Origin of the sequence: Pseudonocardia sp. KRD291 (assembly GCF_019263595.1) — a bacterium.
Taxonomy (GTDB): domain Bacteria; phylum Actinomycetota; class Actinomycetes; order Mycobacteriales; family Pseudonocardiaceae; genus Pseudonocardia.
In genome coordinates this window covers 1-16,025 of record NZ_JADQDD010000135.1, presented here as the reverse complement: position 1 = coordinate 16,025, position 16,025 = coordinate 1, and the positions used below count along the sequence as shown (strand labels likewise).

The following is a 16,025-nucleotide window of genomic DNA, read 5'->3' as shown; positions in this document are numbered from 1 at the left end:
ACCGTCGGATCGCCGAGGCCGCGGTGGAGCTGTTCGGCCGGGCCGGCTGGGCCGGGTTCAGCCTGGAGGCGGTGGCGCGCCACGCCGGTGTCGGCAAGGCGTCGATCTACCTGCGGTGGGAGACCAAGGAGCGGCTGCTCACCGAGGCGCTGGGGAGCAGCCTGCTCGACATCGCCGACGTCGACAGCGGCACGCTGCGCGGGGACCTTGTCGAGCTGGCCCGCCAGATGCTCGCCCTCTACCTGGGCCGGACCCGGCGGGCCGCGCTGCGGATGGCCGTCGAGGCACCGATGATCCCGGGCGTCGGCAGGCGCTGGGACGCGTTGCTCGAGTCGCAGGTGCTCACCGCGCGGGCGATGGTGCGCCGCGGGATCCGGCGCGGCGAGGTCCCGGCCGACACGTCGGTGACGCTCCTGCTGGACACGTTGTGCGGCGGGGTCGTGATGCACGTGTCGTCCACCCCGGACCACCTGCAGGAACGCCTGGCCGCCGACCTCGACGACTACGCCGACCGGCTCGTCGACTTCCTGCTCCGCGCCGTGCTGACCCCGGCCTGACCGCGGCCGCTGCCGGGTCGGCGGAGTGTGCGCGGACACCGGTGGCGCGCGTGGACACCGCCCGCGGGGCCGGGCTACGGTCGGCGCGGTTTCGGACGACGAGCGTCTAGTAACCGCAGTCTGGGAACGAGCCGGAGGTGGGCATGACCGTCGACGACCGCACTCCCGTCCTGGTCGGGGTCGGGCAGTCCTCGGACCCGATCGATGCCCCCGGGTACCGGCGGCTGTCCGCGGCCGACCTGGGTGCGGATGCGGCCCGTGCGGCACTGCACGACTCCGGAGCCGATCCCGCGGCGCTGGCCGCGGCGATCGACACGGTCGCCGGTGTGCGCCAGTTCGAGATCTCCACACCGATGTCGCACGCCCCGCTGGGCCGCTCCACCAACTACCCGCGCTCGGTCGCGGCCCGGATCGGCGCCGACCCGGTCCGCGCCGTGCTGGAGGTGACCGGCGGGCAGTCCCCGCAGCACCTGCTCACCGAGCTCTGCGCCGCGGTCGCCGACGGCTCGGTCGCGGCCGCACTGGTCGTCGGGTCCGAGGCGATCTCGACCGCCCGTCACCTGGCCGGCTCCGAGGGCGCGCCGGACTTCACCGAGACCGTGCCCGGTCAGCTCGACGACCGCGGGTTCGGGCTCGAGGGGCTGGCCACCCGTCAGCAGATCGCGCACGGCCTCGCGGGCATGCCGGCGCAGTACGCGCTGGCCGAGAACGCGCGCCGCTCGCGCCTGGGCTCCGACCGCGACACCTACGCGACGGCGATGGGCGAGCTGTTCGCCCCGTTCACCCGGGTCGCCGCGACGAACCCGCACGCCGCCGCACCGACCGGGCGCAGCGCCGCCGAGCTGGCGACGACGTCCGAGCGCAACCGGCCGATCGCCGCCCCCTACACCCGCTACCTGGTCTCCCGGGACCAGGTGAACCAGGGCGCGGCCGTCGTGCTGACGTCGGTGTCCGAGGCACGCCGCCTCGGCGTCCCGCAGGACCGGTGGGTGTACCTGCACGGGCACGCCGACCTGCGCGAACGCCCCCTGCTCGACCGCCCGGACCTGAGCGTCGGGCCGGCGTCCGGCGCGGCCGTGCGGCACGCGCTGGAGGTGGCGGGGGTCGGCCTCGACGACCTGTCGACGCTGGACCTCTACAGCTGCTTCCCGATCGCCGTCTCGCACGTCTGCGACCAGCTCGGACTCGCCCCGGACGACCCGCGCGGGCTCACGCTGACCGGCGGGCTGCCGTTCTTCGGCGGCGCCGGCAACAACTACTCGCTGCACGCGGTCGCCGAGACCGTGGTCCGCGCCCGTGCGACGCCGGGCAGCTACGGCCTGGTCGGCGCGAACGGCGGTGTGCTGAGCAAGTACTCGGTGGGGATCTACTCCACCACCCCCACCGGATGGCGCCCGGACCGCAGCGCCGAGATCCAGGACGAGCTCGACGCGGTGCCGTCCCCGGAGCAGGTCGTGCACGCCGACGGCCCGGCCAGGGTCGAGACCTGGACCGTGGTGCACGGCCGGGGCGGCGACCGGACCGGCATCGTCGTGGGCCGCGACGCCGAGGGCCGCCGGTTCCTGGCCCGCACCGTCGACGGCGACGACGAGACCCTCGACCTGCTCGCCGGCGAACCCGCCGGCGCGCCGGTGTACGCGCGCTCGTTCGGCGTCGGGAACCGGGTCACCACGACCCGCGGGCGGATGGACGCGCTCGCACCGCGGCGCGCGCCCGGGTTCCGGCCCTCTGACGACGGCGACGGGGCCTACGAGCACGTCCGGGTGCACCGCGACGGGCACCTGCTCGAGGTGACGATCGACCGTCCGGACGCCCGCAACGCGCTCACCCCACCCGCCAACGACGAGCTCGACGAGGTCTTCGACGCCTTCTTCGCCGACCCCGACCTGTGGGTCGCGATCCTCACCGGCGCCGGTGAGACCGCGTTCTCCGCCGGCAACGACCTGCGCTGGACGGCGGCGGGTAAGCCGATGTGGGTGCCGAAGAACGGGTTCGCGGGCCTGACGAGCCGGCCCGGGATGACCAAACCGGTGATCGCCGCGGTGAACGGGTTCGCGATGGGAGGGGGCTGCGAGATCGCGATGGCGTGCCACCTCGTCGTCGCCGACGAGACCGCGCGGTTCGCGCTGTCGGAGGTGAAGGTCGGCCTGGTCGCGGCCGCCGGCGGGCTGGTGCGCCTGCCGCGGATCGTCGGGCCTGCGCTGGCCACCGAGATGATCCTGACCGGACGCCGGCTCGACGCGGCGCAGGCTCTCGACGCGGGGCTGGTGAACCGGGTCGTGCCCGCGGGCACCGCGCTGGACGGGGCCCGCGAGCTGGCCGCGGAGATCCTGGACGGCTCACCGACGTCGGTCCGCACGTCGTTGCAGATCATGAACGAGACCGACGGCATCGCCGACACCGTCGAGGCGGCGCAACACCCGTCCGCCGCCCTCGACGAGCTGATGCTCAGCGCGGACGCGATCGAGGGCGTCACCGCCTTCGCCCAGAAGCGACCCCCGGTGTGGCGTAACCGCTGAGCCTCGAGCGGTACGTCACGGCTGCCGAAACATGATCGAACAGCCCTGGTGTACCGCTCGGTGGTCTCAGCGCTCCAGGTCGGGGCGCAGCGGGGACCGCTCGCCCGCCTCGACCGCGACGGCCAGGGTGTTGCCGGTCGGCGGCAGCGGGCAGGTGGCGTGCTCGGTGAACGCGCACGGCAGGTTGACGGTGCGGTTCAGGTCGACGGTGACGGTGCCGTCGGAGGCCGGGTCGGCGGTGCGCAGGATGCGGCCGCCGCCGTAGGTGGACGTCCCGGACGTCGCGTCCCGGAAGTGCAGCGACAGCCCGGACTCCTTGCCCGCCAGCGCGACCAACGTCTGCGGCGTGCCGTCGAGCTCGAAGCTCACCTCGCCGACCGCGGTCGGGAAGTGCTGCAGGCCCTCGACGACGGCGTCCACGGTGATCCGCCGCGCCTGCGGGTAGGCCGTGAAGTGCCCGGCGGCGACCCAGCGGCCCTCGACCGGGAACGTGGGCACGCCGGTGAACGCGGTGCGGGTGAGCGCCTGCGGGTCGCGCAGGCGCAGCGCGTAGCTGTCGGTGCGCCGGGCGATCTCGACCTTGCGGTCGCCGACGCCGACGAGCACGCCGGGGGCGCCGTCCACCGGCGAGACCGTCGCCGTGCCGTCGAGCGGCCCGTGGCCCGGCACGTCGATCCCGTCCGCGGCCGAGGCGGTGATCTCGACGGTGTCGGCGTCGCGGACCCGCCAGGTGCCGGGCAGGTCCGGGTACTGCGCCGGGTGCTCGTCGAGCCAGTGCAGCGCGGTGAGGCTGAGCCAGCCGTGCGGCTCGGCGAGCATCTGCTCGCGCTCGTCGTGCCACTGCTGCCACGCGGTGGCCAGGTCGGTGCTCTCGACGGTCGTCATGCGCTGCCTCTCCTCGGTGTGCCGAGCTACTCCCCCGGTGCAACGTCGTCGACGCCCGGGACCTTCCGCCCGTCGTCGACGCTAGGCCGGCAGGCCCGTCCGCAGCATCGACGACACCGACCGCAGGCCACGGCTGGCCGCGGACTTCACGCTGCCCCGGCTGATCCCGGTGGTCTCGGCGATCTGGGCCTCGGACAGGTCGCCGTAGTAGCGCAGGATCAGTACCTCCCGCTGGCGCGGGGGCAGCGCGCGCAGCGCGGTGGCCACGACGCGTCGCTCCCCGGCCATCATCGCCACCGACTCCGCGGACCCCGCGTCCGGGACGTGCGGGGGCACGTACGCGCGTTCGGTCCGGCGCCTGCGCAGGACCGACCGGGCCCGGTTGAGCGTCGCGGTGCGCAGGTACCCGGGCAGCGCCCCCTGGTCGCGGAGGCCGTCGCCGTGCCGGTGCAGCCCGGCGAACACGTCCTGCACGACGTCCTCGGCGGTGGGCGGGTCGTCGACCAGACCGAGCGCGACGCGCAGCAACCACGGCCGGTACCGGCGGTAGGTCTCGGAGAACTCGGAGAGCTCGGGGGCCACCGCGCACGTCGTCATGGGGATCATCCTGCGGCGCGCGCCGGCGCGGCGGATCGCCCGAAGAACCGATCTTCTCCCGACCCGGGTCAGCCGAACGGACGACGTCCCTACGACTTCGGCACGACCCGGCCGTCGCCGTGCGCAGCCGCTAACGGACCCGGCTGACCCGTTCGGAGTCCGGGTCGGCCCGGGTCAGGAGGACCACCCCGGCCAGCGCCACCACCAGCCCGATCGCCGCGGCCGGCGCCCACCCGTCCCGGATGCGGTCGCCGAGCAGCGCCAGCCCGACCACACCCGGCACCACGACCTCGGTCACCGAGAGCACCGCCGTCGCGGTCCCCACCGCGCCGTCACGCAGGGCCGCGGCGAACGCCAGCACGCCGAGCACGCCCATCACGACCACGGCGTAGACCAGCGGGTCGGTCAGCAGGTCGCCGACGGTGTCCCAGGACAGCGCCCCCGGGTGCACGGCGCGCACCGCCAGCGCCGTGCCGCCGAAGCCGAGCCCGGCCAGGAACGCCAGCAGCATCGGCCGGCCGGCCCGCCAGACGAACGGTGCCGCGACGAGCAGCAACGCGAACGACACCAGCAGGACCGGGGTCGCCGCGGCGGGCAGCTGCGCCGGGCGGTCCGGCGCGGCGCTGCCCGCGACCAGGACCAGCCCGGCCAGCACCGCCACCACACCGACCCGCTGGGCGCGCACCAGGTTCCAGGCGCTCCACCCGTTGTCGGCCAGGGTGGTCAGCGCGATCGCGCCGGCCAGGATCGCCTGCACCGCGAACACCGGCAGGAACCGCAGTGCGACGACGGTGAGCCCCCACGCCACGACGTCGGCGAACAGCCCGGCCAGGAACCAGGGCTGGCGCCACAGCGCGCCCCCGTAGCGGGCGAGCCGGCTGCCCTTGGCCTCCCAGAGCGCGGCGACGGTGTTGCCCACCATCGCGGCGACGGCGAAGAGCAGGGCGAGGATCGTCATGTCGGAACCGAGTCTGCCCGCTGCCGGGCCCCGCGGCAGCGCAGCCGCGCCATGCCTACAGCGGCCGTTCCTCCGGGACGCGCACCGCCCGGCGCGTCCGCCACCGCCCGAGGATGCCGTGGCTCGGGGAGAACAGGTAGGCCAGCGTGAACACGCCCGCCTGCGAGACGACGATCGTGCCACCGGTGGACAGGTCGGCGTGGAAGCTGAGGTAGGTCCCGGCCACCGACGAGCCGATCGACACCGCGGCCGCGACCGCCAGCATCGTCGCGAACCGGTCGGTCAGCAGGTACGCCGTCGCCCCCGGAATGATCAGCATCGCGACGACCAGGACGATCCCGACCGCCTGCAGGGCGATCACCACGGTCAGCGCGAGGAGCCCGAGCAGCAGCGCCTCCAGCCGCCGCGGGCTCAGACCGATGGCGTGCGCGTGCGTCGGGTCGAACGCGAACAGCGTCAGGTCCCGTCGTTTCACCAGCACGATCGCCAGCGTCACCGCGCTCATGACCAGTACCTGCACGATGTCGGAGTCGGAGACGCCGAGCAGGTTGCCGAACAGGATGTGGGTGAGGTCGGTGTTGCTCGGGGTGCGCGAGACGAGCACGATCCCGAGCGCGAACAGGCCGGTGAACACCACCCCGATCGCGGCGTCCTCCTTCACCCGCGACGTCCGGCGCACCACACCGATCAGGCCGACCGCGCCGACGCCGAACACGAACGCGCCGACCGCGAACGGGATCCCGATGATGTAGGACAGCACCACGCCGGGCAGGACCGCGTGCGAGACGGCGTCGCCGAGCAGCGACCAGCCGATCAGCGTCAGCCAGCAGGACAGGATCGCGCAGACCCCGCCCGAGACGACCGCGACCAGCAGCGCGCGCAGCATGAACTCGAACTGCAGCGGCGCCAGCACCCACTCCAGCACGCCCGTCATGCGGCCCGGCCCCGGGTCGGCGGGGCGCCGAACGCCCCGGCCAGCACGTCCGGGGTCAGCACGTGCTCCGGCGTGCCGTGCGCGATCACCCGCCGCGCCAGCAGGACGGCCTCGTCGCACAGGTCCGGGACGGCGGCCAGGTCGTGGGTGGAGACCAGGACGGTGCGGCCCTCGTCGCGCATCGCGTGCAGCAGGGCGACGATCGTGGCCTCGGAGCCCTTGTCGACGCCGGAGAACGGCTCGTCGAGCAGCAGCAGCGACGCGTCCTGGGCGATGGCCCGGGCCAGGAACGCCCGCTTGCGCTGCCCGCCGGACAGGGCGCCGATCTGCCGCCCGGCCAGGTCGGTGAGCCCGACCCGCTCGATCGCCCCGGCCACCGCCGTCCGGTCGGCCTGCTTCGGGCGTCGCATCGGGCCCATCCGCCCGTAGCGACCCATCGTCACGACGTCGGTGACGCCGACGGGGAACGCCCAGTCGACGGCGTCGGCCTGCGGCACGTAGGAGACGGCCCCGGCCCTGCGGGCGGCGGCCGGGTCGCGGCCGAGCAGGACGATCTCGCCGCGGTCCGGTCGTAGCGTGCCGATCAGGGCCTTGAACAGCGACGACTTGCCCGAGCCGTTCACCCCGAGCAGCCCGCACACCCGTCCCGGCGCCACGTCGAGGTCGACGTCGTCGAGGGCGAGCACCTCGCCGTAGCGGACGGTCAGCCCGCGGACCCGGACGGCGTCGCTGCCCGCGCTCACGCCGGGCTCCGGCCGGTCAGCCCGGTCACGATCGCCCGCGCGTCGTGGGCCAGCAGGTCCAGGTAGGTCGGCACCGGGCCGTCGGCCCGGGACAGGGAGTCGACGTAGAGCTGCGGGCCCATCCGGGCGCCGGTCTCGCGGGCGACCTGTTGCTGGGCGCCGTCGTTGACCGTCGACTCGCAGAACACGGCCGGGACCGCGCGGTCCCGGACGAACCCCACGGCCGCCGCGATCTGCTGCGGAGTCCCCTCGGCGTCGGCGTTGACCGGCCACAGGTAGCCCTCGGCCAGTCCGGCGTCGCGGGCCAGGTAGGAGAAGGCGCCCTCGCAGGTCACCAGGGCGCGCTGGTCCGGGGGCAGGGTCGCGAGCTCCCGGCGCAGCTGCTCGCCGACACCGCGCAGCTCGGCGGCGTAGGCCTCGGCGTTGGCGCGGTAGACGCCCGCGTTCGGCGGATCGAGCTCGCCGAGTGCGGCGGCGATGTTGCCGACGTAGATCTCACCGGCCCGCGGGGACATCCAGGCGTGCGGGTTGGGCTGCCCCTGGTAGCTGCCGATCGCGATCGGGATCGGGTCGACACCGTCGCTGAGCGTGGCGCTGCGGGCCCCGGTCCGGTCGACGAACCGGGAGAACCAGCGTTCCAGGCCGAGCCCGTTGTCCAGGACCAGGTCCGCGTCCTGGGCGCGGATCAGGTCGTCCGGGGTCGGCTCGTACTCGTGGATCTCCGATCCCGGCTTGGTGATCGACTCGATGACGAGCCGGTCGCCCGCCACCCGCTGGGCCATGTCGGCGATCACGGTGAACGTGGTGAGCACCTTCGGTGGTCCGTCCGCCGTCGCGTCGCCGGCCACGGGGCCGTCGGCTCCGGAGCCACCGCACCCGCCGGCGAACAGGGCGACCACGAGTGTTGCCGAGGCCAGCTTCCTAGTTCGACGAATACGCCATCGAGAGTTAGGCATGGCGAACTCTAGAACGCGTGGGGTGAATCGGACAAGGAGCGCCGATCGGGCGAGCTACAGGCGGACCCACAGCGCGTCGACCAGCTCCGGGCCGAACTGCAGCTCGCGCTCCCCGACCCGGACCACGAACGGGCCGCCGAACGGCTCCCGTCGCACCAGCTCGATCCGGTCGCCGAGCGCCACCTCGTGCGCGGTCAGGTGCTGCAGCACGGCGGTGTCGTCGTCCACCCGCACCAGGTCGCCCTCCGTGCCCGGAGTCATCTCCGAGAGGCGCCGGGCGTCCCAGTCCGCCACCTCGCCGGCCCGCCCGGGGATGGGGTCGCCGTGCGGGTCGGTCTCGGGGTGCCCGAGGCGGTCGGCGATGGCCTCGATCAGCCGGTCGGACACGACGTGCTCGAGCGCCTCGGCCTCGGGGTGCACCTCGTCCCAGCCGTAGCCGAACTCGGTGACCAGCAGCTGCTCGATCAGGCGGTGCCGCCGGACCACGGCGAGCGCGAGGCGTTGCCCCTCCCCGGTGAGCGCGATCGTGCCGTAGCGCGCGTGCTCGACCAGGCCCAGCTCGCGCAGCTTGCGCACCATGCCCGAAACCGACGAGGCCGCGACGCCCATCCGCTCCGCGACCGGTGACGTCCCCACCGGCTCGCCACCGGAGTGCTCGCCGAGCGTGTAGATGACCTTCAGGTAGTCCTCGACCGCGGTCGAGGGTCGGTCGTGCCCGGGACGCATGCAGGGCAGCCTACGGGCGTGTGCCGCGCCCCAGACCGGCCCGGCGGCGCGCCGGGGGCTACAGCACCGGCAGGCAGGCGCGCAGCGTGGCACCGTCCTCGCCGACGCCGGCGAGGATGCGTACCGGCCGCCCGAACGCCTCGCCCAGCGCGCCCTCGGTGAGCACCCGCTCGGGCGTCCCGACCCGCAGCGTCCCGTCGGGCACCAGCAGCGCCGCGGTGGTCGCGACGGCGAACGCGTGGTCGGGCGTGTGCGAGATCATCACGATGGCCAGGCCGCCCGCGGCCAGGTCGCGGACCTCGCGCAGCACCCGGGCCTGGTTGCCCAGGTCCAGGTTCGACGTCGGCTCGTCCATCATCAGCAGCCGGGGCTGCTGGGTGAGCGCGCGGGCGATCAGCGCCAGTTGCCGTTCCCCGCCGCTGATCTCGGTGAACGAGCGCGCGGCCAGGTGCCCGATGCCGAGGCGGTCCATGTTCTGCCCGGCGACGAGCCGGTCGGCCGGCCCCGGGGCCCCGGCGACGCCCAGGTGCGGGGTGCGCCCCATCAGCACCACCTCGCCGACGGTGAACGGGAACGGCGCCGCGTGCGCCTGCGGCACGTAGGCGACGGTGCGGGCCAGCTCGCGGCGTCCCCATCCGGACAGCTCGCGCCCGGCGACCAGCACCCGGCCCGCGCGCGGCGGCAGGAACCCGAGCACCGACTTGAACAACGTCGTCTTCCCGGCGCCGTTGGGCCCGAGCACGCAGAGCACCTCCGACGCCGCGACGGTGAACGAGAGCCCGTCCAGGACGTCGACGGCGCCGTAGCCGCACCGCAGGTCACGCACGTCGAGCACGGGGCTGTCGGGCGGGTCGTCGACTGTCAGGTCCACGCGCGCCGCCCCCGGGCCAGCAGGAACAGGAAGAACGGTGCCCCGACCAGCGCGGTGAGGATGCCCAGTGGCACCTCGGTGGTGAGCACCGTGCGCACCAGGTCGTCCACGACGAGAAGGAAGATCGCGCCGAGCAGCGCGGAGACCGGCACGGCGCGGCGGGCGTCCGGACCGACCAGCATCCGCGCGGCGTGCGGCACGACCAGGCCCACCCAGCCGACCATCCCGGCGGCCGACACCGACGCCGCCGTCATCAGCGTCGCCCCGACGATCACGAACGCCTTCACCACCCGCGGGTTCACCCCGAGCGAGGCCGCCTCCTCGTCGCCGAACGCGAGCACGTTGAGCCGCCAGCGCAGCACCATCAGCGGGACGAGGCCGACCAGGACCGGGACCAGGAGCGGCAACAGCCCGCGGACCGTCACCGTCTCCAGGCCGCCGAGCAGCCAGAACGTGATCTGCGGGAGCTTGTCGTCCGGGTCGGCGACGTACTTGGTCAGCGAGATCAGCGCCGAGCACAGGCTGGACACGACGATGCCGGTGAGCACCAGCGTCAACGTGGACTCGGTGCCGCGGCCGACCAGTGTGCCCACGGTGTAGGTCACCAGCACCGCGGCGAGACCGAGCGCGAACGCCGAGAGCTGCACCCCGGCGCTGCCCCAGGACAGCAGGATGCCCAGCGCGGCGCCGACGCCGGCACCACCGGAGGCGCCGAGCAGGTCCGGCGAGACCATCGGGTTGCGGAACAGCGCCTGGTACGCCGCACCGGCCGCGGCCAGCGCGCCGCCGACCAGCACCGCGGCCACGATCCGCGGCATCCGCACCAACCAGATCGTGACGTCGTCGACCCGTGCGACCGTGCTCGGGCGCCCGGTCAGGTGCGCGAGCAGCACCTCGACGATCGTGCCGGGCGGGTACGCCGTCACCCCCACCGCGAACGACACCGCGACGGTCGCCACCAGCAGCACCGACAGGATCGTGACCACCGGCCACCGGCCGCGCCGCCACGGGTCGGCCGGGGCGGCGCCGTCGACGCCGGCGGGCGCATCCCGCTCGGCCTCCGCGCTCACCAGATCACCGGGCCCACGAGCTCACCGCGGCACGGTCACTGCGGGTCCTGGGCGGCCAGCATCGTGCGGGCCTCCGCCTCGGTGAGCGGGTGGTGCAGGAAGCGGTCGTAGAACGAGCGGGTCTCGGCGAGCATGTCCACGTCGCCGAACAGCTCCGGGTGCAGGGTCTTCCCCGCCCAGCGCAGCTGCAGGGCCGACTCGATGCCGTAGCGGTCCCAGTGCCAGCCGCCGGTCGGGTTGATCACCGCACGGTTGTCGCGGACCGCGGGCAGCTGGCTCCAGAACGGGTCGGCGCGCAGCTTGTCCAGGGTCTGCGCCCCGGTGTCCGCGGCGACGAACGCGCTGCTGGCCAGGATCACCACGTCCGGGTTCCACTGCGCGACCTGCTCGGCGGACACCGGCCGGACGTTCCCCGTGACCTGTGCGGCGTTCCGTCCGCCGGCGGCGGTGATCCACTCGTCGATGATGCTGCCGGTGCCGTCCACGACCAGCGGGTTGAGCGAGTAGACGTGCAGCACGCTCGGCCGCCTGTCGGCGGGAAGCGACGCGGTCCGGCCCCGGACCTGGCCGAGCGTGTCGTCGAGGTAGGCGTTGTAGGCGACCGCCTGCTGCTGGGCCGCCGGCCCGAGGACGTCGGCGGTGGTGGAGACCATCTTCTTCAGGTCGGGGTAGTTCTGGAAGCCCAGCTGCACGGTCGGGATGCCCAGCTCGGTGGTCTTCGCCGCGATCTGGGTGCTCTTGTCGGTGAACAGCACGTCCGGGCGGGCCTGGGCGAGGCGCTCGGTGTTGGCGGTGGAGTTGGTGAACACCGTCTGTGCCTCGCGCAGCGCCGGGTCGACCACGTAGAGCCAGGGCGCGGTCTTCTCGATCAGCACGGTCGCGGTGATCGCGTCGCCGGCCCCGAGCATCTGCACGACCTCGTTGTGCGCGGGCCAGGCGTCGGCGATGCGGGTGATCGTCGCGGGCACCGTGACCTGCGCGCCGGTGACGTCGGTGACGACGCGCGTCGCGGCGGACGAGGACTCCGGGGCCTCCGGGGCCGAGCCGGGGGCCTGGCCGCACCCGGCGACCAGGACCGCGGTCACCGCCCCTGCCGTCGCGAGCGCGATGCGAACCCGGATCGACCCCATGGTCACCGTCCCCTGCCGAGCGTCGAGTGCGCTCGGGAGAGCACGGCACGGATGATAGGCACAAACCTCACGCAGATGCGCCGACGATCGCCATTTGTGACCGCAGATGCCGGTTCTCACACGAGCGCCGCGCATCGACCGGCCCACCCTCCGCCGGTCGCCGCCCCGAACGCAGGCGATCCCGACGCCGCGAACGTGGCGGTCGTCGCGTCGGACGCGACGAATGCTCCGCTCGTCCCGAACAGGTTCCCCGGGCGCGAGCCGGCGGGTGCGGGCGCGTGGAGCTGGTTTCTGTCGGGGGTCGATGCGAACATATGTTCGTGCGAGACGAGGCGACGATCCTGCATGCCGACCTGGACGCGTTCTACGCGTCGGTCGAGCAGCGTGACGACCCGCGCCTGCGCGGGCGGCCGGTGATCGTCGGCGGCGGGGTGGTGCTGGCCGCGAGCTACGAGGCCAAGGCCTGCGGCGTCCGGACGGCGATGAACGGGCGGCAGGCCCGCGCGCTGTGCCCGGCCGCGCGGGTCGTCCCGCCGCGGATGGAGGCCTACTCCGAGGCCAGCAAGGCGGTGTTCGCGGTCTTCCGCGACACCACGCCGCTGGTCGAGCCGATCTCCATCGACGAGGCGTTCCTCGAGGTCGGGGGCCTGCGGAAGATCGCCGGGTCGCCGTCGGAGATCGCCGGGACGCTGCGGCGGCGGGTGGCCACCGATGTCGGGCTGCCGATCACCGTCGGGGTGGCGCGCACGAAGTTCCTGGCCAAGGTCGCCTCCGGTGTCGGCAAGCCGGACGGGCTGCTGGTCGTCCCGCCGGACGGTGAGCTGGCGTTCCTGCACCCGCTGGCCGTGGAGCGGCTCTGGGGCGTCGGCGCGGTCACGGCCGGGAAGCTGCACGCGCTGGGAGCACGGACCGTCGGTGACGTCGCGGGGCTGGGCGAGGCGCCGCTGGTGTCGTTCCTCGGCCCGGCCGCCGGGCGGCACCTGCACGCGCTCGCGCACGGCCTGGACGCGCGTCCGGTGCGGACCGGGACCACCCGGCGCTCGATCGGGTCGCAACGCGCGCTCGGCCGCCGCTACCGCAGCCCCGAGGAGCTGGACACCATCCTGGCCGGCACGGTGGACCGACTCGGCCGCCGGCTGCGCGGCAGCGGCCGGGAGGACGGGCACGGCCGGGTCTGCCGCACGGTGGTGTTGCGGCTGCGCTTCGCCGACTTCACCCGCGCCACGCGCTCGCACACCCTGCCGGTGGCGACGGACCACACCCCGACCCTGCTCGGCGCCGCGCGGGCGCTGCTCGGCACGGCCCTGCCGGTCATCGAGGACAAGGGGCTGACACTGCTCGGCCTGTCGCTGGCCAACCTCGACGGCGACGACGCGGTGCAGCTCGAGCTCCCCCTCGACGCGCACTCCGGCCCGGCGCTCGACGTCGCGCTGGACGCCGTGCGGCTCCGGTTCGGCACGGCCTCGGTCAACCGGGCCACCCAGCTCGGGCGCGACGAGGGCCTGTCGGTCCCGTTGCTGCCCGAGCACGAGTAGGAGGGACCGGTGGACGGGATCGGATGGGCCCGCGACCGGTCGCGAGCGGGCCGGGCCCGACCGCGAGGTCCATCTACCCGACATCACGTGGGCGAGCGGCGGGTCGAGCGGTCACCGACCCTCCGCACTTCGACCAGCAACAGCACGGCCGGCCGGGTGGCGGTCGGGCTTCCCGTCGCGCCCTGCTCTCGGGTCGCGCGACCCGGCGCGACCGCCTCAGCCCAGCTCGACGCGCCCCCGCACCGACGCCGGCCCGCCCACCGAGCCGCACTCGATCTCCATGCCCGGTGCGCCCGACCCCTCCCCCGTGACGGCGCTGCCGCCCGCCCACAGGTCGGCGCCGGCGAAGGCCGGGCTGGTGAGCCGGTACTCGAACGAGGTGACCCGTTGCCCGGCGGCGTGCCGGCGCGGGATCTCCAGCGCCGTCATCGCCAGCAGTGGCCCGTGCACGACCAGACCGGGATAGCCCTCGACGCCGGTCGCGTAGGGGTGGTCGTAGTGGATGCGGTGCGCGTTGTAGGTCAGTGCGCTGAACCGGAACAGCAGCTCCGGGCCGGTCGCGATCGTGAGCGCGTGCTCGTGGGACGGCGGGTCGACCGGCTCCGGGGCGGACATGCCGCGCCCGGTGCCGGCCGGCTGGGACCGGTAGACGAAGTCCTGCTCCTCGACCATCAGCAACCGGTCGTCGGCGACGCGGTGGAACTCCTGGCGCAGCGTCACGAACGCCATCTCGCCGCTGCGCCCGGACTTGATCCGGACGCCGTCGAGCGCGGTATCGCGCCGGACCTGCTCGCCGACGCGCACCGGCTCGTCGATCCGCAGCCGGCCGCCGGCGAACATCCGGCGCCGGTCCGGGATCGGGGGCAGGAAGTGCCCGTCGGTGGGGTGGCCGTCGGCGCCCAGCTCGGCCTGCGCCGGATGTTCGAGGAACGCGAACCAGTGCCACAACGGCGGGATCGGGTCGCCGTCGTCGGCGACCGTCCCGGGCAGGTCGAGCATCCCGGAGAACGCGGCGACCGGCCAGGCCCGCAGCGCGTCGGTGTCGGTGACCGGGCCCGGGGCCCAGCCGTCCAGTGCGTCGGTGAGCACGCTCATCGGAGAACCTCCGGTCGTGGGGTGATGCGCGTCGAGATCCGGTCCGACAGGCACGGCGGGGGCCCTCCGGCGGGATCGGGCGCGGTCAACGGCGTCTCCTCGTTCGTGTCGATCACTCGCACCGTACGACGCTCGATCCCACTCCCGCACTCCCGCAGCCGGCGCCAGGGTCCGGCCCGGTGTCCCAGGGGGTCCCCTCGCTCACCATCGAGTCCCGAAGGGTCCCTTCGCGCCGGCCGGTCCACTGCGCGCCGACACCACATGGCCCAGTTCGGCGCTCGGGAGAGGTGAACGACCAGGTCGCGACGGACCGACTGTGACCAGTCCGGCCCGGATCGACCTCCTCTACCACTCGAACGAGTGAGACGATCAGGTGGCCCCACTCCACCGCGACGGACGAGGCCGCACCATGACCGAGCCCTGGGCGACCGGACGTCGTCGGCCCGGCGCCGGTTCCGGCGCTCCGGAGCGGGCGGTCGCCGGCAGCCACGGTCGGGAGGCGAGCGCGCGCCCCGGCCCCGTGCGGCTACCGGGCAGGCGGGCGTCGGCGGCCGGGCGGCCCCGCCGGGGCCCGTGGGCCGCAGGCGCGGTGGTGGCGGGTCTCCTCGTCCTGACCGGGGTCGCGGCCGCCGATGCACCGCCCGGAGCGCGGCCGTCCCTTGACGGGTCGTCGGCCACCGGGCCGCTTGCGGCTCCGGCGGCACCCGGAACCGTGCCGGCACCGTCGTCGGCGACGACGGCCTCGGGGGCGGTCCGCCCGGGAATGTCGCCGTCCACGGAGCCGGGCGTCCCCGTGTCGACGCTCCCTCGGTCGACGCTCCCAGGCTTCACGGGGCCACTCACCGTCGAACCGGCCGCGCTCGCGACGGCGTTGCCGGACGGACGCGCCCGCACCGCCATCCGGGTCGCGATGGCCCAGATCGGGCTGCCCTACATCTGGGGCGGCAACGGTCCCACCGAGGGCGACGCCGGGTTCGACTGCTCCGGCCTGACCACGTTCGCCTACGACCAGGCCGGTATCGACCTGCCGCGCACGGCCCACACCCAGTTCCGCGCCGGCCCGAGGGTCCCGGCCGGAGCACCGCTGCAGCCCGGTGACCTACTCTTCTACGGAACGTGGGCGAAGATCCACCACGTCGGGATGTACCTCGGCGACGGCCGGATGGTGAACGCTCCGACGTTCGGGAAGCCGGTGCAGACGGCCTACTACCGGTGGACCGGCGACGACTACATGGGCGCCAGCCGCCCGGCCTCCTCCCCCGGCACGAGCTCCCCCGACGCCATGGCGCTCCTGCCGTCGGTACCGGAGGCACCGGACCCCGAGGCGCCGGACGCGCCGCCGGTCTTCGCCGCGCCCGCGGCACCCCGGCCGACGGTGCTCCCCGACCCGGTCGCTCCGCAGCCGGCGGAGCTCGACTCGGCCGCGGCCAGCATCACCGGCTCCGACGC

The 16,025-nt window shown here is 74.4% G+C and carries 15 protein-coding genes; 4 read left to right on the top strand and 11 right to left on the bottom strand.

The window, feature by feature from the left end:
* The coding region (locus I4I78_RS18805; protein ID WP_218612666.1) for a TetR/AcrR family transcriptional regulator at nucleotides 1-557 on the top strand (557 nt) is incomplete at its 5' end.
* A gap of 143 nt (nucleotides 558-700) precedes the next feature.
* Nucleotides 701-3,076, top strand: coding sequence for an acetyl-CoA acetyltransferase (locus I4I78_RS18800; RefSeq protein ID WP_218612665.1), 2,376 nt, complete (start codon nucleotides 701-703; stop codon nucleotides 3,074-3,076).
* 66 nt (nucleotides 3,077-3,142) lie between these two features.
* Here I4I78_RS18800 and I4I78_RS18795 read toward each other — a convergent pair whose 3' ends face one another.
* From I4I78_RS18795 to I4I78_RS18750, 10 genes are all read right to left on the bottom strand, one after another.
* On the bottom strand, nucleotides 3,143-3,961 hold the full coding sequence (locus I4I78_RS18795; protein WP_218612664.1) for a DUF1684 domain-containing protein: 819 nt from the start codon (nucleotides 3,959-3,961) through the stop codon (nucleotides 3,143-3,145).
* An 81-nt stretch (nucleotides 3,962-4,042) separates the two neighbouring features.
* Nucleotides 4,043-4,558 (bottom strand): SigE family RNA polymerase sigma factor, encoded by a 516-nt coding sequence (locus tag I4I78_RS18790; protein WP_308252214.1) that lies wholly within the window; start codon nucleotides 4,556-4,558, stop codon nucleotides 4,043-4,045.
* 130 nt (nucleotides 4,559-4,688) lie between these two features.
* On the bottom strand, nucleotides 4,689-5,516 hold the full coding sequence (locus I4I78_RS18785; protein WP_218612662.1) for a hypothetical protein: 828 nt from the start codon (nucleotides 5,514-5,516) through the stop codon (nucleotides 4,689-4,691).
* A 55-nt stretch (nucleotides 5,517-5,571) separates the two neighbouring features.
* A complete protein-coding gene (locus I4I78_RS18780; RefSeq protein WP_218612661.1) occupies nucleotides 5,572-6,450 on the bottom strand; it encodes a metal ABC transporter permease in 879 nt (292 codons plus the stop codon).
* Nucleotides 6,447-7,193, bottom strand: coding sequence for a metal ABC transporter ATP-binding protein (locus I4I78_RS18775; protein ID WP_218612660.1), 747 nt, complete (start codon nucleotides 7,191-7,193; stop codon nucleotides 6,447-6,449). Before I4I78_RS18775 ends, I4I78_RS18780 begins: the two co-directional genes overlap by 4 nt.
* Nucleotides 7,190-8,149 carry a metal ABC transporter substrate-binding protein gene (locus I4I78_RS18770; protein WP_218612659.1) on the bottom strand — a complete coding sequence of 320 codons (960 nt, stop codon included), beginning with the start codon at nucleotides 8,147-8,149 and terminating at the stop codon, nucleotides 7,190-7,192. The genes I4I78_RS18775 and I4I78_RS18770 overlap by 4 nt, the downstream gene beginning before the upstream one ends.
* Before the next feature lie 54 nt (nucleotides 8,150-8,203).
* A complete protein-coding gene (locus I4I78_RS18765; protein WP_218612658.1) occupies nucleotides 8,204-8,875 on the bottom strand; it encodes a metal-dependent transcriptional regulator in 672 nt (223 codons plus the stop codon).
* Between the two features lie 58 nt (nucleotides 8,876-8,933).
* The gene (locus I4I78_RS18760; RefSeq protein WP_218612657.1) at nucleotides 8,934-9,746 is read right to left on the bottom strand and encodes an ABC transporter ATP-binding protein; all 813 of its coding nucleotides are present in this window, start codon (nucleotides 9,744-9,746) and stop codon (nucleotides 8,934-8,936) included.
* The gene (locus tag I4I78_RS18755) at nucleotides 9,737-10,816 is read right to left on the bottom strand and encodes an iron ABC transporter permease (protein WP_218612656.1); all 1,080 of its coding nucleotides are present in this window, start codon (nucleotides 10,814-10,816) and stop codon (nucleotides 9,737-9,739) included. The genes I4I78_RS18760 and I4I78_RS18755 overlap by 10 nt, the downstream gene beginning before the upstream one ends.
* 35 nt (nucleotides 10,817-10,851) lie before the next feature.
* The gene (locus I4I78_RS18750) at nucleotides 10,852-11,946 is read right to left on the bottom strand and encodes an ABC transporter substrate-binding protein (RefSeq protein ID WP_226379974.1); all 1,095 of its coding nucleotides are present in this window, start codon (nucleotides 11,944-11,946) and stop codon (nucleotides 10,852-10,854) included.
* A gap of 314 nt (nucleotides 11,947-12,260) precedes the next feature.
* Here I4I78_RS18750 and dinB point away from each other — a divergent pair, with 314 nt between their 5' ends.
* Entirely contained in the window at nucleotides 12,261-13,481 is a 1,221-nt protein-coding gene (gene dinB / locus I4I78_RS18745; RefSeq protein ID WP_218612654.1) for a DNA polymerase IV, read from the top strand.
* A 216-nt stretch (nucleotides 13,482-13,697) separates the two neighbouring features.
* Here dinB and I4I78_RS18740 read toward each other — a convergent pair whose 3' ends face one another.
* Nucleotides 13,698-14,576 (bottom strand): MaoC family dehydratase N-terminal domain-containing protein, encoded by an 879-nt coding sequence (locus tag I4I78_RS18740; protein ID WP_226379973.1) that lies wholly within the window; start codon nucleotides 14,574-14,576, stop codon nucleotides 13,698-13,700.
* A 793-nt stretch (nucleotides 14,577-15,369) separates the two neighbouring features.
* Between I4I78_RS18740 and I4I78_RS34250 the strand changes: the two genes are divergently transcribed.
* Nucleotides 15,370-16,025: C40 family peptidase (locus tag I4I78_RS34250; protein WP_374225887.1), on the top strand; the 656-nt coding region annotated here is incomplete at its 3' end.

Coding starts and splice junctions, on each gene's coding strand:
- I4I78_RS18800 (WP_218612665.1), top strand. CDS start 701: ATGACCGTCGACGACCGCACTCCCGTCCTGGTCGGGGTCGGGCAGTCC.
- I4I78_RS18795 (WP_218612664.1), bottom strand. CDS start 3,961: ATGACGACCGTCGAGAGCACCGACCTGGCCACCGCGTGGCAGCAGTGG.
- I4I78_RS18790 (WP_308252214.1), bottom strand. CDS start 4,558: ATGACGACGTGCGCGGTGGCCCCCGAGCTCTCCGAGTTCTCCGAGACC.
- I4I78_RS18785 (WP_218612662.1), bottom strand. CDS start 5,516: ATGACGATCCTCGCCCTGCTCTTCGCCGTCGCCGCGATGGTGGGCAAC.
- I4I78_RS18780 (WP_218612661.1), bottom strand. CDS start 6,450: ATGACGGGCGTGCTGGAGTGGGTGCTGGCGCCGCTGCAGTTCGAGTTC.
- I4I78_RS18770 (WP_218612659.1), bottom strand. CDS start 8,149: ATGCCTAACTCTCGATGGCGTATTCGTCGAACTAGGAAGCTGGCCTCG.
- I4I78_RS18765 (WP_218612658.1), bottom strand. CDS start 8,875: ATGCGTCCCGGGCACGACCGACCCTCGACCGCGGTCGAGGACTACCTG.
- I4I78_RS18750 (WP_226379974.1), bottom strand. CDS start 11,946: ATGGGGTCGATCCGGGTTCGCATCGCGCTCGCGACGGCAGGGGCGGTG.
- dinB (WP_218612654.1), top strand. CDS start 12,261: ATGTTCGTGCGAGACGAGGCGACGATCCTGCATGCCGACCTGGACGCG.
- I4I78_RS18740 (WP_226379973.1), bottom strand. CDS start 14,576: ATGAGCGTGCTCACCGACGCACTGGACGGCTGGGCCCCGGGCCCGGTC.